The sequence below is a fragment of the Kiloniella sp. genome (assembly GCF_965205715.1).
GTDB lineage: Bacteria > Pseudomonadota > Alphaproteobacteria > Kiloniellales > Kiloniellaceae > Kiloniella.
This window is the reverse complement of record NZ_CBDBHW010000001.1, coordinates 159,912-179,295: the sequence shown is the minus strand read 5'-3', so window position 1 is coordinate 179,295 and position 19,384 is coordinate 159,912. Positions and strand designations below refer to the sequence as shown.

At 46.3% G+C, this 19,384-nt stretch carries 16 protein-coding genes; 3 read left to right on the top strand and 13 right to left on the bottom strand.

Features of this window, described 5'->3' with window-relative positions; all coding sequences use genetic code 11:
* Positions 1–8 precede the first annotated feature (8 nt).
* The 4 genes from cobO to cobU form a co-directional block, all read right to left on the bottom strand.
* Positions 9–653, bottom strand: a complete 645-nt coding sequence (gene cobO / locus ACOGW3_RS00965; protein WP_419901240.1) for a cob(I)yrinic acid a,c-diamide adenosyltransferase — start codon at positions 651–653, stop codon at positions 9–11.
* Between the two features lie 48 nt (positions 654–701).
* Positions 702–4,439 (bottom strand): cobaltochelatase subunit CobN, encoded by a 3,738-nt coding sequence (gene cobN, locus ACOGW3_RS00960; protein WP_419901239.1) that lies wholly within the window; start codon positions 4,437–4,439, stop codon positions 702–704.
* Between the two features lie 81 nt (positions 4,440–4,520).
* On the bottom strand, positions 4,521–5,555 hold the full coding sequence (cobW, locus tag ACOGW3_RS00955) for a cobalamin biosynthesis protein CobW (RefSeq protein WP_419901238.1): 1,035 nt from the start codon (positions 5,553–5,555) through the stop codon (positions 4,521–4,523).
* 27 nt (positions 5,556–5,582) lie between these two features.
* The gene (cobU, locus tag ACOGW3_RS00950; RefSeq protein ID WP_419901237.1) at positions 5,583–6,146 is read right to left on the bottom strand and encodes a bifunctional adenosylcobinamide kinase/adenosylcobinamide-phosphate guanylyltransferase; all 564 of its coding nucleotides are present in this window, start codon (positions 6,144–6,146) and stop codon (positions 5,583–5,585) included.
* Positions 6,147–6,287: 141 nt separating this feature from the next.
* On the opposite strand from cobU, the gene bluB reads away from it, so the two are divergent.
* Positions 6,288–6,935 (top strand): 5,6-dimethylbenzimidazole synthase, encoded by a 648-nt coding sequence (bluB, locus tag ACOGW3_RS00945; protein WP_419901236.1) that lies wholly within the window; start codon positions 6,288–6,290, stop codon positions 6,933–6,935.
* Between the two features lie 69 nt (positions 6,936–7,004).
* Here bluB and pepN read toward each other — a convergent pair whose 3' ends face one another.
* Positions 7,005–9,650, bottom strand: coding sequence for an aminopeptidase N (gene pepN / locus ACOGW3_RS00940; protein ID WP_419901235.1), 2,646 nt, complete (start codon positions 9,648–9,650; stop codon positions 7,005–7,007).
* Between the two features lie 323 nt (positions 9,651–9,973).
* Positions 9,974–10,210 (bottom strand): (2Fe-2S)-binding protein, encoded by a 237-nt coding sequence (locus ACOGW3_RS00935; protein WP_419901234.1) that lies wholly within the window; start codon positions 10,208–10,210, stop codon positions 9,974–9,976.
* Positions 10,211–10,359: 149 nt separating this feature from the next.
* Between ACOGW3_RS00935 and ACOGW3_RS00930 the strand changes: the two genes are divergently transcribed.
* Positions 10,360–10,917: a nitroreductase family protein gene (locus ACOGW3_RS00930; RefSeq protein WP_419901233.1), complete on the top strand. Its 558-nt coding sequence runs from the start codon at positions 10,360–10,362 to the stop codon at positions 10,915–10,917.
* A 131-nt stretch (positions 10,918–11,048) separates the two neighbouring features.
* Here ACOGW3_RS00930 and ACOGW3_RS00925 read toward each other — a convergent pair whose 3' ends face one another.
* Together ACOGW3_RS00925 and ACOGW3_RS00920 are read right to left on the bottom strand one after the other, a co-directional pair.
* A complete protein-coding gene (locus ACOGW3_RS00925) occupies positions 11,049–11,462 on the bottom strand; it encodes a hypothetical protein (protein ID WP_419901232.1) in 414 nt (137 codons plus the stop codon).
* Between the two features lie 23 nt (positions 11,463–11,485).
* A complete protein-coding gene (locus tag ACOGW3_RS00920; RefSeq protein WP_419901231.1) occupies positions 11,486–11,935 on the bottom strand; it encodes a hypothetical protein in 450 nt (149 codons plus the stop codon).
* 201 nt (positions 11,936–12,136) lie between these two features.
* Here ACOGW3_RS00920 and ACOGW3_RS00915 point away from each other — a divergent pair, with 201 nt between their 5' ends.
* Positions 12,137–13,423 carry a nucleotide sugar dehydrogenase gene (locus tag ACOGW3_RS00915; RefSeq protein WP_419901230.1) on the top strand — a complete coding sequence of 429 codons (1,287 nt, stop codon included), beginning with the start codon at positions 12,137–12,139 and terminating at the stop codon, positions 13,421–13,423.
* Positions 13,424–13,457: 34 nt separating this feature from the next.
* Here the strand turns inward: ACOGW3_RS00915 and rodA are convergent, their stop codons facing one another.
* From rodA to ACOGW3_RS00890, 5 genes are all read right to left on the bottom strand, one after another.
* A complete protein-coding gene (gene rodA / locus ACOGW3_RS00910) occupies positions 13,458–14,615 on the bottom strand; it encodes a rod shape-determining protein RodA (protein ID WP_419901229.1) in 1,158 nt (385 codons plus the stop codon).
* On the bottom strand, positions 14,616–16,514 hold the full coding sequence (gene mrdA, locus ACOGW3_RS00905; RefSeq protein ID WP_419901228.1) for a penicillin-binding protein 2: 1,899 nt from the start codon (positions 16,512–16,514) through the stop codon (positions 14,616–14,618).
* Positions 16,515–16,526: 12 nt separating this feature from the next.
* Complete coding sequence (gene mreD, locus ACOGW3_RS00900; RefSeq protein ID WP_419901227.1) at positions 16,527–17,039, bottom strand: rod shape-determining protein MreD; 513 nt, start codon at positions 17,037–17,039, stop codon at positions 16,527–16,529.
* The gene (gene mreC, locus ACOGW3_RS00895; RefSeq protein ID WP_419901226.1) at positions 17,036–17,917 is read right to left on the bottom strand and encodes a rod shape-determining protein MreC; all 882 of its coding nucleotides are present in this window, start codon (positions 17,915–17,917) and stop codon (positions 17,036–17,038) included. The genes mreD and mreC overlap by 4 nt, the downstream gene beginning before the upstream one ends.
* A gap of 137 nt (positions 17,918–18,054) precedes the next feature.
* On the bottom strand, positions 18,055–19,092 hold the full coding sequence (locus ACOGW3_RS00890; protein ID WP_419901225.1) for a rod shape-determining protein: 1,038 nt from the start codon (positions 19,090–19,092) through the stop codon (positions 18,055–18,057).
* Between the last annotated feature and the right edge of the window lie 292 nt (positions 19,093–19,384).

The following is a 19,384-nucleotide window of genomic DNA, read 5'->3' as shown; positions in this document are numbered from 1 at the left end:
TTAAAACCTTAAAACTCAATACCGCGTTGAGCTTTAATATTCTGGTCGCGGAATGGATGTTTAACCAATGTCATTTCAGTGACGAGATCGGCAATCTCAATCATTTCTTCCTTGGCATTGCGGCCAGTGATTACGATATGCAGATCTTCTGGTTTGTCTTCTAGGAAATCAATGACTTCTTCGAGGTTCAAGTGATCGTAACGTAGCGTGATGTTAAGCTCATCAAGTACAATCATATCGTATTTCGGATTTTCTCCGCGGCAGGCATCAATCATCTCTTTTGATTTTTCCCATGCCTTTTCTGCAGCAGCAATGTCCCGTCCACGATCCTGAGTATCCCAGGTAAAACCTTCGCCCAAAGCATACATGTCCACTTGATCAGGGAATTTCTCGAGAACATACTTTTCCCCGGTTTCCCACTTGCCTTTAACGAACTGAACAACGCCAATTTTCATGCCGTTACCAACGGCACGGGTAGCGAGACCGAAAGCTGCTGTTGATTTGCCTTTACCTTTACCGGTGTGAACAATAATCAGGCCTTTTTCGTTAACCTTGCTCGACAGCATCTTTTCGCGTGCAGCTTTACGCTTTTTTGATTTTTCATTCGCCCGATCAAAATCTGCGGCGGCTTGTTCGTTTTCTGCTTCGCTCATCGTGTTTCTCCCCAGTAGTATGTTCAATAGGTATTATTCAATATTGCGTTAGCTTGCAGCAAGCTCCTCAAGTCTGGCACGAGCTGAATTGGATCTCGCTTTCCACATATTTCTATCCTGCGCCTCAATAAGGCGTTCGGCCATTTCACGTAATGCCGCAGGGTTATTCTGCTCTAAAAATTCTCGGACATCTTCGTCTTCAAGGTAGGCTTCATAGACTGCATCAAAGTGATGATCTTCAACCACTTTTGCCGTCGCTGCAAAGGCAAATAGATAATCGACTGTAGCCGCCATCTCAAATGCCCCTTTGTAACCGTGCCGACGCACCCCATCGATCCATTTCGGATTTACAACTCGTGCTCGGACGACGCGGGCAATTTCTTCTTTCAATGTGCGGATCTGCGGGCTTTCAGGGCGGGAATGATCATTATGATAAACCACAGGCTGATCACCAGATAGATGCCGAACAGCTGCTGTAATACCGCCTTCAAATTGATAATAATCATCGGAATCAAGCAGATCGTGCTCGCGGTTATCCTGATTATGAACCACAGCTTCGACATCCCGCAACCGGCTTTCAAACAAACCGTGCTCGGCCTCACCACCACTGCCACTGCCATAAGCGTATCCACCCCAGGCAATATACGCCTTGGCGAGATCCGCCTCATTTTCCCAGCCCCGTTCATCTATCAAGGCCTGCAGACCAGCACCATAAGCACCAGGTTTAGATCCAAAAACACGATAGCCTGCACGTTGAGAAGCAGCCTTCTCATCCAAACCTTTTGCAATAAGCTCCTGTTTTTCTGACTTCACTCGAGCTGCTAGGGGATTCATCTTCTCCGTTTCATCTTCAAGCGCGGCGACGGCACGTGAAGCTGAATCAAACAGATCAATTTGTGCAGGAAAGGCATCCCTGAAAAAACCAGAAACCCGGAGGGTCACATCCACACGGGGACGATCCAATACAGAAAGGGGAAGAACCTCAAAACCAACCACACGCCGGGATGTTGGCTCCCATTTCGGCTGAACGCCCATAAGCGCTAGCCCTTGAGCAATATCATCACCGCCGGTCCGCATGTTCGAAGTTCCCCAAGCGGAAAGCGCCATGCGTTTGGGCCAAGCCCCGTTTTCCTGACGATATCGTTCGATCATCAGGTTTGCGGATTTCCACCCCAACGTCCAAGCCGCTGGTGTAGGCACGACCCTGGAATCGACCGAGTAAAAATTACGCCCTGTCGGCAGCACATCCGGTCGACCACGGGTCGGTGCCCCCGAAGGTCCAGGCTCTACAAACTGTCCATTGAGACCGCGCAGCGTTCCTTTGATTTCTTCATCGCCGCAAGACTTAACAACAGGACCAACTTTCTGATCAATTTCCGTAATAACGGCTGCAGTCTCCGTCCACGCCTTATCGACTTCCCGTTCGCCAGACACCAGTTTTTGAGCCAGGATCTCGAGACGCTCAACGGTATCTCCCATGGTTCTCCAACTGCCCTCAGCAATCAAAGCCTCAGGCTTAGAACCTTCCCACTTATCCCCGAAGCGACAATCCAAGGGATCAAACTCGAGTGGGAACCCGAGGTCTTTAGCTAGGGAACGGATGAGAGAAGCGTCTCCCCCTTTGCCTTCTCCCCGAGGCAAGCGAGTGAGCGCAACCAGCAAGTCATCCAGCAATCGTCCTTCGGGCGCGAGGCCAAAGATATGTAGACCATCCCTGATCTGCATCTCTTTTAATTCACAGAGATAATTATCAAGTTTGGAAAGTGCTGCGTCCTCGTCATCCCCTTCAATAATTCCACAATCCTTATCCAGACCAATACGCTCAGTTAGCTTGAGGATTTCATCACGCAATACTTTTAATCGCCGGGGATCAACACCAGCCGCTTCATAATATTCATCACAAAGCTGTTCCAAATCTGCCAGAGGCCCATAAGATTCGGCGCGAGTAAGCGGTGGGGTCAAGTGGTCAATGATAACGGCTTGAGATCGCCTTTTTGCCTGCGTACCTTCCCCCGGATCATTTACAATAAAGGGGTAGAGATGCGGCATGGGACCAAAAACGGCTTCGGGGATGCATTCTTCTGACAAAGCCAGAGATTTACCCGGCAGCCACTCCATATTTCCGTGTTTGCCCATATGCACTATGGCATCGACTTTTTCTTCCTGCCGCAACCAGGCATAAAAAGCCAGGTATCCATGCGGGGGAACCAGATCTGGGTCGTGGTAGGTTTCCACAGGATTAATGTTATACCCACGAGCAGGCTGCAAGCCGATGATGATCTTTCCGCAGTGAAATGCAGAGACAGCAAAGGCTGCTTGTTCCGGCATGAAAAACGGATCAATTTCCGGTGCGCCCCAACGATCTTCGATAGATTGCTTAACCGCTAATGGCAATCCATCCCAAAACACCTTGTAGGCCGAGAGAGAGATCGTTGAACGAATAACACGCCCATCAACAGCTGCATTGGTTGGCCCTTCAGCCATGCGCTCGACTAATGCATTCCCATCTTCAGGGATATCGTGAACATCATACCCTTCCCGGTCCATAGCCTTGAGCACCTGGATGGTTCCCGCTGGCGTGTCCAAGCCAACGCCATTGCCCATGCGACCATCCCGGTTGGGATAGTTCGCCATGATCAAGGCAACCTTACGGTCTGAAGCTTTAGTATTGCGTAACTTCAACCAACTTGTGGCAAGATCAGCAACAAAATCGATCCGGTCCGATACTTCCTGATAACTTACAACAGAGCTCTGGGTAACCTCATCATAAAGGGCCTCAGATTTAAACGAAACTGCTCGGGAGAGGATACGGCCGTCCACCTCAGGAAGTGCAACGTTCATAGCAATATCTCTTGCGGAAAGACCGTTTAAGCCCTCGCGCCACCCGGCCTCGTTACCGCCTGAGAAAATCACCTGAAGGATAGGAGCATCAACAACGTCAAAGGGCGTTTCTTTTCGCGCAGCTCCCGGTGTGGAAATCGCAAAGCCTGTGGCATTAAGAATGACACCTGTATCTGCATCAGAGAGAAGCGTGCTGACTATTCCTGCAGAAACAGGTTCTTTTAAGGAAGCACAATAGAGAGGAAGCGGATTTATGCCCTTAGCCTGTAAAGATTTTACAAGAGCATCTACAGGCGCCAGGTTAGCTGCCTGAAGAAGCGCACGGTAAAAGACAATAGCGGCTACTGGCGCCCCTTCTATCCACTCCTCTTTAAGCTCTTCCAAATTTGGGTTATCCAGGCCTGGCCAATAAATTCCTGAACGCAGGAGTGGCTTTGGCTCAACCCATTCGAATTTCTGTTCAATCAGCGAAGAAACATAGCAAAGTAAATTCCGAGAGTTATCAGGGCCACCATGAATGAAGTACTGCCAAACTCGGTGATAAACGTCTTGCGACACAGAAGAGTGAGCTGCGAGCTCGGCATCAGGTTGATCATCCCCGGGCAACAAAACCAAAGGGATATTCTTTTGCTTACATACCGCCCTGAGTTGCTCAACACCGTAGGGCCAATATCCAGCGCCCCCGAGAATTCTGGCGACCACAATCTTAGCCTCAGAGATAATATCATCGATGTAGAGATCAACAGACATGTTGTGCGACAACTGCATCAAATTTGCCAAACGCAAACTTGGATATTTGTCACCGATGACCTGCCTGGCCTGCACTAAGCTGGCAAGTTCAGTATCCGCTGCAGAAACAATAACGACATCACCAGGCGTTTGCCCAAGATCAATGGCTTCTGAGCCATCAGCGATTGCACCCGGTTGTGCTTGTAACAGATGCATAAGGTGGCCTTTTTAAACTCTGACTCTAAAATATTATTTAGGCCGATAGCCAGAGACTACCGGCCTAAACCATTCGTTTTATTAAGCAGTGATCGCAGCCCGGATTGCCGCTTCATCCATATCGTGATCACCAATCACCACGAGACGTGTTTTACGCACTGCATCTTCGGACCATTCCTGATCAAAGTAATGCTGGAAACGACTTCCGACCCCTTGGATAACCAAGCGCATGTCTTTGTCAGCCACAGCCGCAAAACCTTTAACTCGTAAAATGTCGTGTTCCGCAACGATTGGGAGCAATTTAGCGACCAAAGCGTCAGGATCAGCTATCTCACCCAGCTCTACTGCGAAACTCTCAAAATCATCGTGGTCATGTTCATGACCATCATCGTGGTGAGAATGACGAGAATCCAGATCATCCTCAGCAGCAGATTCCAGGCCCAACAAAATTGAAGCACTGATTTCGCCGTGAGCAATCTTGACGATTTTCACCTGAGGTCGGATTTCCTTGCGAATAGCGGCCAAGACCGTATCCATGTCGCCTTCTTCGAGAAGATCAGTCTTATTGATCACCACCATATCTGCACAAGCAAGCTGTTCTTCAAAAAGTTCTTCAAGAGGACTTTCGTGATCCAGATTTTCATCGGCCTGGCGATGCTGTTCAATGATTTCGGGGTTGGATGCAAACAAGCCGTCGGCAACCGCACGGCCATCAACCAGAGTGATCACACCATCGACCGTAACGCGGGTACGGATTTCAGGCCAATTGAAGGCCTTTACCAAAGGTTTCGGCAATGCCAGACCTGATGTCTCGATTATAATATGATCTGGGGGTGTTTCGCGGTTTAACAGCTTTTCCATGGTTGGAACGAAATCATCTGCAACCGTACAACAGATACACCCGTTTGCGAGTTCAAGGACATCGTCGTCATTACAGCCTTCAATACCACAGCCTTTAACAATATCACTATCAACGCCAAGATCACCGAACTCATTAATGATTAAGGCAAGCTTCTTACCTTCTGCATTTTTCAAAAGGTGTTGAATTGTGCTTGTTTTACCAGCACCGAGAAACCCTGTGATCACTGTTGCTGGAATTTTTTTGACTTGAGACATTGTGATTTAAATCCTGCGTTATCGAAATTACTTAGATTGTACAAGCGAGGGCTTAACCTGCATCGGCAATCCGGAAACCATAAATGTGACGGACGGGACAACCGCCGCAAGTCGCTGATGTAAGCGCCCTGCATAATCCCGAAAATCTCTGGACATTTTATCCATGGGGACGATTCCCAGTCCAACTTCATTGGAAACTAGCACGACCGGGCTATCCAGTTCCGTTAAAGACGCGACTAATTGTGCACCCTCCACGTCAGGATCCCGCCCCTCCATCATTAAGTTTGTCACCCAAAGTGTGAGACAATCCACCAAAATAGTCGCATCTGGCCGGGCGATATTTTTTAAGCATCGAACCAGTTCAAGGGGCTCTTCATAGGTCGTCCACCTACCGCCACGACGACTGCGATGTTCGTCAATTCTGTCTTCCATCTCGGCATCCCACACAGTTGCTGTAGCAACATAAAGACAGTCACCCGACTGGTTTTCGACAAGTTGCTCCGCATAGCTACTTTTGCCAGAACGTGCGCCACCTAGGACAAAGCGATGAGATAGTGAACCCGGTAATTCTGGCATGATGAGATCTTCCAAAGACAGAGTGCCAATTTGCTACAGAAGTTTTCCCTTCGTTCACAGCTTCATGCAAGCCAATTATCAAAAAACAATCGACAGCACTGTGCTTTCCATGCAAATTCAAAAGAAAACAAGTAATGGCAAGTGGCATCAAGAGTAATGACAAAATCAGAGTCTCCCGATTTCAATGATAATTTCTGCAATAAACTGACGGAACTTCTGGAATGGCGACGTGATGTCCGCAGCTTCAAAACCGACCCTTTACCCGAAGGCACCCTGGACGAGCTACTCGACCTCGCTTGCCTAGCCCCATCGGTTGGAAATAGCCAACCCTGGCGATATGTTTTGGTTGAAAGCGTAGAAAACCGAAAAGCCATACGAGACAATTTCGAAAAGACAAACGAAGAAGCCTTACAAGGCTACAATGGCGAACGAGCACAACTCTACGCCAACTTAAAGCTTTCAGGAATGGACAAAGCACCTGTACAGCTTGCTGTTTTTGCTCATGAAGAAACAGAGCAAGGCCACGGCCTCGGTCACCAATCCATGCCTGAGATGCTCCGCTATTCCGCTGTTTTATCTGTGCACACCCTCTGGCTTGCTGCCCGCGCTAAAGGGGTTGGTCTTGGTTGGGTATCAATTATCGATGCCGAAGCCGTTAAGGAAACATTGGAAGTCCCCGAAGAATGGGCTCTGGTGGCCTATTGCTGCATTGGGTATCCGGAAGAAGAAAAAGACACGCCAGAACTCGTCACCCTTGGCTGGCAAGACCGGCTTGGTGACTGTCGCAAGGTTCTCATAAAGTGACAAAACCCGCCTAACGGCGGGCCTCGTCATGAAATTGAACAGATAACGAGCTTCACTGCTCAATAAAAATTACTTAGCAAGCGACTTTGAAGCGACCTCAAAGACATCCTTAGACAGATTTTCCGTGTCCAGAATTCTCTGTAGCTCTGCCTTCATCATTTTCTGGTGATTGTCATCCATACGTCTCCACCCACCGAGAGGAGAGAGCAACCTTGAAGCCACCTGAGGATTTATACCGTTCAAAAGGATGATACTATCAGCAAGGAACCGGTAACCCTCACCATTGTCGGCATGGAATTTTGCTGGGTTCCCGCCACAGAAAGCACCGATTAATGCTCGAACCTTATTTGGATTCCTATACGAAAATGCAGGATGATCCAGAAGCTTTTTTACCTGATCCAATGCATTTGGAACTTTCGAAGTTGCTTGCACTGAGAACCATTTATCCATAACCAGTACATCTTGTGAGTAACGCTGTTCGAAGGAATTGAGCGCCGTCTCACTGACCGCCCCCTCAATATCGGTAAGAAGGGCTAAGGCAGCCATGCGATCAGTCATATTGTCTGATACTTCATACTGACCAACAACAAGTTCCAGACACTTGGTATCATTCTCAATGGCACTAAGGTATCCAAGTGCCACATTTTTAATTGCCCGTTTCCCGGCGGATACAGCATCAGGACTGTAGGCTACGTTTTCCTTACCACTGAGATAAAGCTCCAAGAATTGCTCATAGAGGTGACGTGCAATTCCAGCCTTTAAAAAATCTCTGGCTTGATCAACCGCGGCAAAATCAGCGACCTGCATTTGCTCTGCAACATAATCTATCGACGGCAAAGTAAGGATTTGAGCGAGAAATGCAGGATCTAATGTTTTGTCAGCTATATTTAGGGCCAGAGCCTGTGCATAACGAGAATCGTATTCAAGCTCCCCACCTTCTTGAATGGTTTTCACCATACTCAGAATCATGCGTGTGGCATTATTCTGAGAGGCATCCCAACGACTAAAAGCATCATTGTCATTCCCCATAAGAAACCGGAGATCGTCGTCACTGTAAGGAGCACGTAATTTTATCGGTGCTGAAAAGTTGCGATTAATAGAGGGCACAGGGCACTTATCAATGGAAGTAAAAGTGAACGACTGATGTTCTTGATCAAAACGTAAGGTTTTACTTGTTTCCCCTTGATCCCCAACTTCACCTTCCAGGAACAAAGGAAGGTCTTTACCATCCTCACCAATCAGGCCAATTGTAATTGGAATGTGCAATGGATGCTTTTCTTCCTGCCCATGAGCGACAGGTGTATACTGCGACAGATTTAACGTAAAACTTTTACCCACTTCATCATACAACCAGGTAACATCAACCTCAGGAGTTCCCGCCTGGCTGTACCAAAGCCGGAAATGCTTGAGATCAACACCGTTGGCATCTTCCATGGCCAAGACAAAGTCTTCACATGTCACAGCCTGATTATCGTGCCGTTCAAAATAAAGGTCCACGCCCTTTCTAAACCCATCACGACCAAGAATTTCCTGCATCATACGGATGACTTCTGCGCCTTTTTCATAGATCGTAGCCGTATAAAAATTATTGATCTCGATATAGGTTTCCGGGCGAATAGGATGAGATAAGGGGCCCGCATCTTCTGGGAATTGCCGCGCGCGCAGAGTTCGAACATCCTGAATACGTTTTACTGGAGCCGAACGCATGTCAGACGAAAACTCCTGATCCCGATATACAGTAAGGCCTTCTTTAAGGCTCAACTGGAACCAGTCTCTGCAGGTAATACGGTTTCCCGTCCAGTTATGGAAGTATTCGTGAGCAACTATGGCTTCAATACGTTCGAACTCCAGATCCGTCGCAGTATCAGAACTGGCGAGGACGCACTTTGAGTTAAAGATATTAAGGCTTTTGTTTTCCATCGCGCCCATATTGAAATCACTAACGGCAACGATATTAAAAATATTCAGATCGTATTCGAGGCCAAAGCGTTCTTCATCCCAACGCATCGACCTTTTCAATGCATCCATTGCATAGGCACATTTATCTTCGTTACCGTGTTCTACAAAGATCTTTAGAGCCACATCCTGCCCGGAACATGTGACATAATTATCGTCATAACAGGCGAGATCCCCAGCTACCAAGGCAAAGAGATAACAAGGTTTCGGAAAAGGATCATGCCAACGAGCCCAATGCTTTCCGTCGTCTCCAATGCCTTCATCAATGCGGTTACCATTCGAAAGTAGTACTGGATAGCTTTTTCTATCTGCATGCATAGTAACTGTATAAGTTGCCATTACATCAGGACGGTCAGGATAGTACGTTATTCTTCGAAAGCCTTCTGCCTCACACTGTGTGCAAAAGTTTCCGCCAGACAGGTAAAGTCCTTCAAGTTTAGTATTTAATTCAGGATCAATTTCCGTTTTAACCTCGAGAACACAGCTATCTGGTAATCCATCAATCGTGAGGGAACTGTCATCTAACTCATAGTCTGATTTTGAGAGAATCCGGTCATCAACTTTTAAAGAGATAAGTCTTAATTCATCACCGTCTAATTTTAACGGCCCATCAACAACAGGGTTGCTGTCCAGTTTCAACCAAGAGGTTACGATTGTCTTTTTAGGTTCAAGGACAAAGTCCAGATCAACATGATTTACCCAAAAAGATGGCGCCACATAATCTTTCAAATATGTCGCGTTCAACTGTACGTTTTTCATAACCCCTCACTGATACGTTTATTCACAGCCATCCCCTACCCACAAACAGGGCTCAGGCTTAATTCACCTAACCTTATTAGGATGTCTCGATGACAGCAACTATTATGCCCCCGCAAGATAACAATTAAGTATCTGCGGCTTTTTCTTGAATAGCAATTTAAGCCTTCAAGACTTGAGCTTACAGTAATTTTTAGAATAATTTTGGAAAGAAGCCAGAGAAATTGAAAGATATTCTATCTCAAACCAAAGACGTAATCGCACAAAAAAGGCGAAGCTAAATATCAAATATCAAGAAATATCTCGCCTAAGGGAGGGGAGAGCATTTACTCTGCAGCAAGGTGTTTCATGCTACCAAAATGAGCGGACAAGCTTTTTTCTTCATCAAGCATATCCTTGATGTCGCAGCCACATTTTCCGCACTGTGGAGAACAGTCCATAGACTTATAGACGCCAGCTACTGAAGAGGCACCGAGCCCGACAGCGTTCTTAACATCTTTTTCAGTAAAGCCATTACAAATACAAACGTACATTTCTCTCTCGCCGCTGAGAATGATTTTCATCCGCCCCTATTACATAGTGTAAATGATAATTGATTGCAAATAGATTAATGTACTAAAATTTTACATCTTTGGATTAAGCCGAATAGAAAACAGGTGAAGTTAAGTCCAATTTGAATTATGAGGATATGAAACCCTTTTAGGAGAATAACTTGTCGTTTCTTTTGTCCCGCAAATCTATTGTCACTCAATGGATGGTCGAGCCTGCCCCGTCTAAAGAAGACATCAACTTTATGCTGCAAGCCGCGGTTACCGCTCCGGACCATGGGTGGTTACGCCCTTGGCGGTTCATTGTTATTGAAGGTGAAGCCCGCAATAAACTCTCAGACCTTTTTGTCGACGCATTAAAAAAGCGAAGTCCTGAGGCCACACAAGAGCAATTAGAAAAAGAGGGAAGCCGTCCCAAGCTGGCCCCCCTTGTTATTGTCGTTTGCTCCGTTATGACGGATGAAAAGCCAGGCGTCCCCCAAAACGAGAGAGTTCTCTCAGCGGGTGCTGCAGCACAGAACATACTTCTGGCGGCTCATGAGCGTGATTATGGCGCCATTTGGCTAACGGGGAACGCTGCCTATGATCCTACAGTTAAAGAAGGCCTTGGGCTCAAAGACAATATGGATATTGTAGGCTTCCTTTATATAGGAAGTGTTGAGCGCGATGTAAAAGAACGTAAGCGCCCAAATCCTGAGGAATACACAATCAAGTGGGAGTAATCTTGGTTAGGTAAAGACAACTAAATGAAATGGTAAAGAGCAAACTAACGCTAGAGTTAGTTTGCTCTTTACCCATTAGTCAATTCAACCAAGTTGAACAACACTTCTGATCAGGCTCGACGTCTAATTTTCTACAGGCTTCGAAGATACACCAGGGCACTGGTTCCAACCGCAAGAATCGCTAAAAACCACAATGCCATCACCCAAATGCTAGGCCCCTTTTTCGGCTCCTCTTTTTTTGGCCTTTTACGTAGAGGCCGCCTTTCAGAGCGATCCAGTATCTCTTTTTTTAACTGCGCGGCTTTTTTCTGATGTAAAGCCCTGTTATCCCGATCAGCCACAGTCGTCTCAAATATAACGCGCTCGCGGCTTGAGTTACTCGCTTCGTCATAGGTTTCTTGTACGACACGAACCGCAGAAAACCGCTGACTATCATACAGCCGCTTTGCAGTAGATAGTGCCATATCCTTATCATCAAGAACGCACTCTAGTACCCATCTTTTATTTTGATAAGTATCTACTTCGAATGAAACTGCCTGCGACATCTAGCTTCTTAGCCTTGTTGTTATCAGTTGGTAACCTTACGACAATTTGCCCCTCCAAATAGGGCATCAATATATACATCGTCGGAGGATAGAGGCATCAAGGTACTGCGATAAAGTAGGTCATCTCCTCCATCTTCGCACTCACCACCAATACTGACGGGAACACCAAGATCGAAAACACGAGACATAAATGTTGTTGCCTGCTTTATAAGCGTTTGATCAGGACAGGCAGAAACTTCTGTTCCAATAAGAAGCCCCCTTACCGGTGGGTATATTAGAGACCCGACATGAGTGAATACAGCGCTCTCCCCCTCTTCCCCCAGAGAAATCAAAAAACACCAGTCCCAGTCATCACCAAGGTCAGACGCCTGAATGTCATGCAGGCTTGGCATTTTCCGTCCATCTTTTAATCCCTCCCAATAATCGAGCAGACGAAAAACAAGACGGCGCTCTATACCTGTGTACTCAGCCATGAGGCAACCTTTTGATTAAATACAGAATACGTTAAATTTTAAGGTGCACCAAAATGGTAAATAAAGTGTCAAGTTTCCCTCAAACATAAAGATTTATAGTGATAACGTACTTTCGTAAAATTCCAGTATTCGAAATCAATTTGCATAGGATTCAATCATCACCTAAAAGAAATAAATCAACTTTGAAAAGCAGATGATTTTATGGCAGAGAAACCAAGTATTACGATTATAGGCCTAGGCTATGTAGGTCTCCCTCTTGCAGTACATTTGGCTAAATATTTCAAAGTAACTGGTTTTGATATCCACATAAATCGGATTAAGGAACTCCAAGAAGGTTACGATAAGACTGGTGAAGTTACATCGCCAGAATTAAGAAATTCGACTCTTCATCTTACCTCTGACGTAAATGAACTCATCGGGCATAATATTCATATTATAACGGTCCCAACTCCCGTTGATGAAAACAACACCCCGGATTTAACACCGATCCGCAAAGCCTCAGACATGATTGGTAAGATCATTGAGACAGGGAATATTGTTGTTTATGAAAGCACCGTTTACCCCGGCGTTACAGAAGATATTTGCGGCCCAATACTGGAAAAATGCTCTGGGTTAAAATGTGGAAAAGATTTCTTCCTTGGCTACTCACCGGAACGAATCAATCCAGGAGATCGCGAACACACTGTCGACGCGATTACGAAGGTTGTCGCTGGTCAAACCGTGGCAGTTTCAGAAATGCTATCAAATGTTTATGGCTCTATGAATGGCGACAAAATTTTCGTCGCCAAAGACATCAAAACAGCCGAAGCGGCCAAAGTTATTGAGAATGCACAAAGGGATATAAACATTGCCTTTGTAAATGAAATTTCCATCATATTCCAAAAACTTGGCATCTCAGTTTATGACGTGCTCGAAGCAGCAGGGACCAAATGGAATTTCCTTAACTTCCAACCAGGTCTCGTCGGAGGTCATTGTATTGGTGTAGATCCATACTATCTAGCTCACTGCGCTAAATCTTTTGGGCATGATCCAAAGGTTATTTTATCTGGCAGGTCAACAAATGAGTCTATGAGTAGCGCCGTCAGCACAGCTATTCACCAGTCCTTAAAAGCGAAAAATCCAGAGATCTCTAGACCTCGGACACTCATTTTAGGCCTGACCTTTAAGGAGGATGTACCTGATCTACGCAACACCAAAATTACCGATATTATTACCGATTTTGAAGCTTTAGGACATATTGTCGACGTTCACGACCCCATGGCCGACCCCAAAGAAGCAGATCAATTCTTCAATATCAGCCTTAAGCCATCTTTAGAAACCGAAGATCCATACGACTGTATCATCGGCGCAGTTCCTCACCAAGGCTATCTCAACCTGACCAGCGCCAGCATTGAGCAACTTGTTAAACCAAGTGGTCTTATCGCTGATATGAAAGGCATGTGGAGAAAGAGGCAATTCGCACAACATTACAGCTATTGGTGCCTCTAACCGAGATACATAGTCCCTCTAGGGGATATTAGACCTACTCATCATGAACTCCATGGCGTGATATCTTAATATCCCTATGAAGCCAAACTGACATTACCAGCCCCAATCCGATCATCACAGTCAACATAACGGTGCCTCCATATGAAATCAGTGGCAAGGGAACACCAACGACAGGTACCAACCCCATGATCATGGCAATGTTGATAAACACATAGAGAAAAAGATTAAAGGTAAGCCCAATCGCCAATAGCCGTCCAAATTGATTACGTGATCTCAGCGATATTGCAAGGCCATACACCATCAGCAGGATATAAAGCCCCAGTAAGACCAATCCACCGACCATACCGAATTCTTCAGCTAACATTGTAAAAATGAAGTCGGTTTGCTTTTCTGGTAAAAAGTTCAAATGGCTTTGAGAACCTTGACCAAAACCCTTCCCGAAAACGCCTCCGGATCCAAAAGCAATTTTGGACTGAAGGATATGGTAGCCAGTCCCCAAGGGGTCTTGCTCCGGATTAAGAAAAATCAAAACCCGGTTTTTTTGATAAGTATGTAGAAATTGCCAACCAATCGGGATCGCTGCGAGTCCCGCAGCCATGACGACAGCAAACTTCCAAAGTCTTACCCCAGCACAGAAAAACACTGCTCCAGATGCCATAACGAGCATCCCCGTGGTGCCTAGATCCGGTTGGCGCAAGACCAAAACGGAAGGAGCCAATACCATTACAAGAGGAACCAACAAAAAGGCGACGCGCCCAATATCTTCCTGGGAAACACCGTGAAAATACCTGGCTAAAGCAAAGACAATTGCAATCTTCATTAACTCGGAGGGTTGGAGTTGAATGAATTTCAAATCAATCCAGCGCTGGGCTCCCATCCCAATGCTGCCCATGACCTCAACCCCAACAAGTAGGATAAGGGCTCCTAGATAGAAAATATAACTGAAGCGAAACCATATCCTGATATCAATCAGGGCAACCACAAGCATAACAACAAAACCAACACCAAATCTGATTGCTTGTCTTGAGGCCCAGGGATCAAAGTTCTCATTTGCAGCCGAGTACAACATACCCAACCCTATGGCAGCGATCATGCAAATGAGAAGGATCATGCCCCAGTTCAACTGCCAAATTTTTTGCCCCAGGGTGATTTCAGGATTGTGCCGGCCTAAATATTGTACCCGCTGGTTCATTTAAGAATCCCCCGCGACGTCATTCACTTTAATTTCGGTTCCAAAGGAAATCGCCGCAGCTCGAGCGGGATCTCGCCGTTGGGTCTCCCGTAAGATATCTCGTGCTATAGGGGCTGCACTTTTTGAGCCCCCTCCATGCTCAACAATAACGGCACAAGCATATCGGGGATTGTGCACAGGAGCATAGGCGACGAACAATCCGTGGTCTCTTCTTCTCCACGGCAGGTCTTCATTCTTAAACACACCGGCCTGACGTTCAGCTAAGGTAATTCTTCTCACCTGTGCCGTCCCCGTTTTCCCGGCAAGCTCCCATCCTTCTTCTTTTAGACGATACTTATAGGCCGTTCCCCGAGGGTTATTCGAAACAGCATCCATACCTTGATGGATCATGCGCATATGCTCTTGGGGGATACCCAGATCTTCAAAAGCATCAACCCCATAAGCAACTGATTTTCCATCTTCCCTATAGCCTCGGGTTAACCTCGGCATCACTTTTTTCCCCCCGGAAGCAATACGGGCCACCATAACTGCCAGCTGTAACGGTGTTGTAAGCACGAAACCTTGCCCAATAGAAGTAACAAGCGTTTCGCCTCCCTGCCAGGGCTCTCCAATATTCGCAAGTTTCCAGGCTTTGGTCGGAATAACGCCCGAACGTTCACCAGGCAAATCAATCCCGACTTTATGCCCGAGACCAAATTTATTTGCCATTTCTGCAATTTTATCGACACCGACCCTTCGAGCAACGTCATAAAAAAACACATCACAGGAGTGCTGCAGACCCTCGATCATATTAACAGTCCCATGCCCCCCGCGCTTCCAACAGTGAAAACGCGCGTTACCGAGTTTCATAAACCCTGGGCAATAAACAGGATGACTATGCGCTCCGATGCCTTCTTTCATTGCCGCCAACGCAACGATCATTTTGAAAGTTGATCCTGGGGCGTAAGTCCCGGCAATTGCTTTATTGGTCAGGGGTGTAAGCGGGTTGTTGATCAACCCATTCCACTGCTTGTTGCTCAACCCCAGATTAAAAGCGCTTGGATCGTAGGAAGGAACAGACCCCATCGCAAGGACATCGCCATTCTCAATATCGATCACGACACTTGCAGCTGATTGCTCACTCATTAGGCGCTGCTGAACAAAGGTTTGAAGTCCCGCATCAACAGTGAGGATCATTTCGCGGCCGCTTCCGCCTTCATTGCGGGATAGCTCCCGGATCACGCGGCCATAAGCATTCACCTCAAATTCACTGGTCCCGGCCTTCCCTCTCATATCGCTATCATGGTATTTTTCAACACCACTTTTACCGATCCTAAAACCAGGTAGTTCAAGAAGAGGATCACCAGTTAATTCACGTTCCGAAACAGATGAGACATATCCAAGGACATGAGACATATCAGCACCATAGGGGTAAAAACGGGTCTCTCCAACCTCAATACTTGCCCCCGGCAAGTCTGCTGAATTCACTTCGATACTACTGACTTGGTCCCAACGTAGATTGTCTTTGACAGTAACAGGGACAAAAGCCCTTTTTCGCTTAACATCGCGCAAAATACGCTTGTAGTCATGTTCGGATAGGTGAATTAATTTTGATAGGGCATCTAAAGTAACCGTAAGATCAGGCGTTTGTTCGCGAACGACAACTACGCGAAAATTTTGCTGATTATTTGCAAGCTCTAGACCAAAGCGATCTAGGATTTTTCCACGCCGAGGCGGGAGCAGCCTTAGGTTTATTCTATTGTCCTCTGCAAGTGTCGTATATTTCTCAGCTTCAACGACTTGAAGATAATACATACGACCAACCAACGCAGAAAGTAGCGCTGCCTTGCCACAAGTCAGCATCAATACTCTACGGGTAAACCCTTTATGACGGTCCTGATCTTCGTGAACCATCGGCATATGCAAGATTTCCTAACTCTTCAGAAGTGACCGCTGTATCAAGGCAAACATCCATGAAAATGCAGGGTAGACAGCTATTGTGGTTAAATTTTGAAAAAATACCGGCCTAAAGTCTGGAACCCCAGGCTCTAACAGGTATATCAGTACCCAGTTTAAGGCAAAAGCTAGGCTTGAGAGGGTAAAAAAGCTTAGCCACAAAACAGGGAAAGATGTTCTCGCCAAAAATTTACGCTGGCCGTTTAACGCCAGACAAAATAGAAGCAGTATAAAAGGCCCCACCCCAAGTATAATCCCTGTAAGCAAATCATGTATAAATGCAAGGGTAAACACGGCCCAAATTGGCATCAGATCCGGCCGATATAACGTCCAATAAAATACCGAGATGAGAAGCACAGAGGGAACGACCTCTGACAAATTTGGGATTTGTAGGGGGATTAAGAAAAATATTGTTAAAAGAAGGGTAATCGTAAAAGGACAGGCCGATCTCGCGAGCCCGTCAATGCGTTGCCAAAAAGTTGGATTCACTGCAAGCCCTCGGCCTCACTATCCGAGTATAATACATCCAATTTCTGTTTCACAGCATAATCTTCTAATCTTAAAAACTCTATGTCACCCCAGTCAGTATAGGGACGAATTTTAATAGATGTTTCACTCAGTGAATGCACGATTCCAACAGGAAGTCCCGGAGCAAACCCACCACCCTGTCCAGATGTATAAACCGTATCTCCGAGCTTTACGGTGGTATCCTGATCTAAATACAAGAGAGACGGTGATGGAGAGTTATCTCCGACCATAATGGCACGAGAACGATCACTTCCAACAAAAACGGGGATCCGACTGCTAATATCGGTCAAGAATACGACTCTCGAAGAATGTCTCCCCACTTCAGTAACACGCCCAGCCAAGCCAAATCCCGTCGAAGCAGATTGACCTTTCGTAATGCCATCAAGACTACCGGCATTAACAATAACGGAGCGAACAAATGCTCCACCCTGGTCTGCGATAACTCTCGCCGTCGTAATACTTGGATTAACCTCCGGAGACAGGCTTAACATGCCACGAAGAGATGCATTTTCTCCCTGGAGTTTAGCAGCCGTAATTTGCCAACCACGCAGGGCTTCGTTTTGTCGTCTAAGCTCTTCATTTTCAGACTTCAGAGCAACATAATTTTGTGCTGTTTCAATCGTATCACTGATAACGACGACTGGTCGGTTCGCAACTTCCATCAAAGGAGCAACACTATCCACAACAGCCGTACGGACACGTTCAACAACGACATTATCTGTTTTTGCTAAGATTATTAAAGTGACTGCGACAACAAGTAAGACCGCATAAGCAGAGCCTTGAAGCCACGCCTGCACAGGCGTGGTCATATGACTGATAGCTCCGATCCTCTTATTCACGACCAACTCCAATAATCGGCAACTTAGAGATATTCATGCTCAAACCTTTGAATCTACTATATATACTATGACTCAAAAGGTTAAACAAAATCTTTCAACCCTAGAATCTTGGAGAAAAAACTCCAAAATTCTCGCAATTAATACATCTGGATCAGAACATGCTGGAGTGTTTTCCAGTCTTCCAGACAACGTCCTGTGCCCATTGCAACACAACTCAAGGGGTCATCGGCAATGGAAACCGGCAAGCCTGTAGAGGCTCTAAGCACATAATCAAGATTACGCAACAAGCCGCCGCCACCAGTAAGGACAATACCTTTATCAACGATATCCGCAGCCAATTCAGGAGCCGTATGCTCAAGAGCAACCTTTACGGCTTCAACAATACCGCCCACAGGTTCAGCAAGAGATTCAGCAATCTGACGCTCAGAAATAATCAGTTCTTTAGGAATGCCGTTCATTAGGTCACGGCCTTTGATTTCCATCGTCATGCCTTCACCATCTTCTGGTGGGCAAGCCGAACCGATCTCTTTCTTGATCCGTTCAGCGGATGCTTCCCCGACCAATAGATTATGATTGCGACGGATATAAGCAATGATGGCTTCATCCATTTTATCGCCACCAATACGGACAGAGCGAGAATAAACAATGCCCCCGAGAGACAGAACGGCAACTTCTGTCGTACCACCACCAATATCAACAACCATTGATCCGGTAGGCTCTGTGACAGGAAGGCCGGCGCCGATCGCGGCTGCCATAGGCTCTTCTACGAGGTGAACTTCGCGAGCGCCTGCTGATTCAGCAGATTCCTGAATGGCACGTCGCTCAACAGCGGTCGATCCAAAAGGAACACAGACAACAATGCGTGGACGGGCAAAAGAACGACGTCCGTGTACCTTGTGAATGAAGTGTTTGATCATTTCTTCCGCGACATCAAAGTCAGCGATCACCCCATCACGTAATGGTCGAATTGCCTGGATGTTACCCGGAGTACGACCAAGCATCAATTTTGCTTCGTCACCAACGGCAAGAACTTGTCTCTTGCCCTTTTTTTCTCCAATTGCAACCACTGAAGGCTCATTGAGGACAATGCCTCTCCCCTTCACATATACCAAAGTGTTGGCTGTACCGAGATCAATGGCCATATCGGTAGAAAACATGCCAAACAAAGAGACCATGAATTAGCTATCCCTAATTTTCAAACGTCATATACACATTATGCAAGGGATACCCCCACAAAATCATTCTTGCAAGGCAGAGCCCTGTTATGTCTGGAGAAAGTCACAAAAATATCCCCCCGGAACAGACAGTCCCGATGGTCGGGTACAATATCACTTTTCACACTTTGTGAAAGCTCGAAAATAGCCGTTTGGCTTCTCTTTTGCGATTTATTTGATATTTGCCCCGATTTACCGCATCCCCCAGTGCAAAACATGGTGCAGAAAAATTGATTTAAGGAAGGTTAACAAA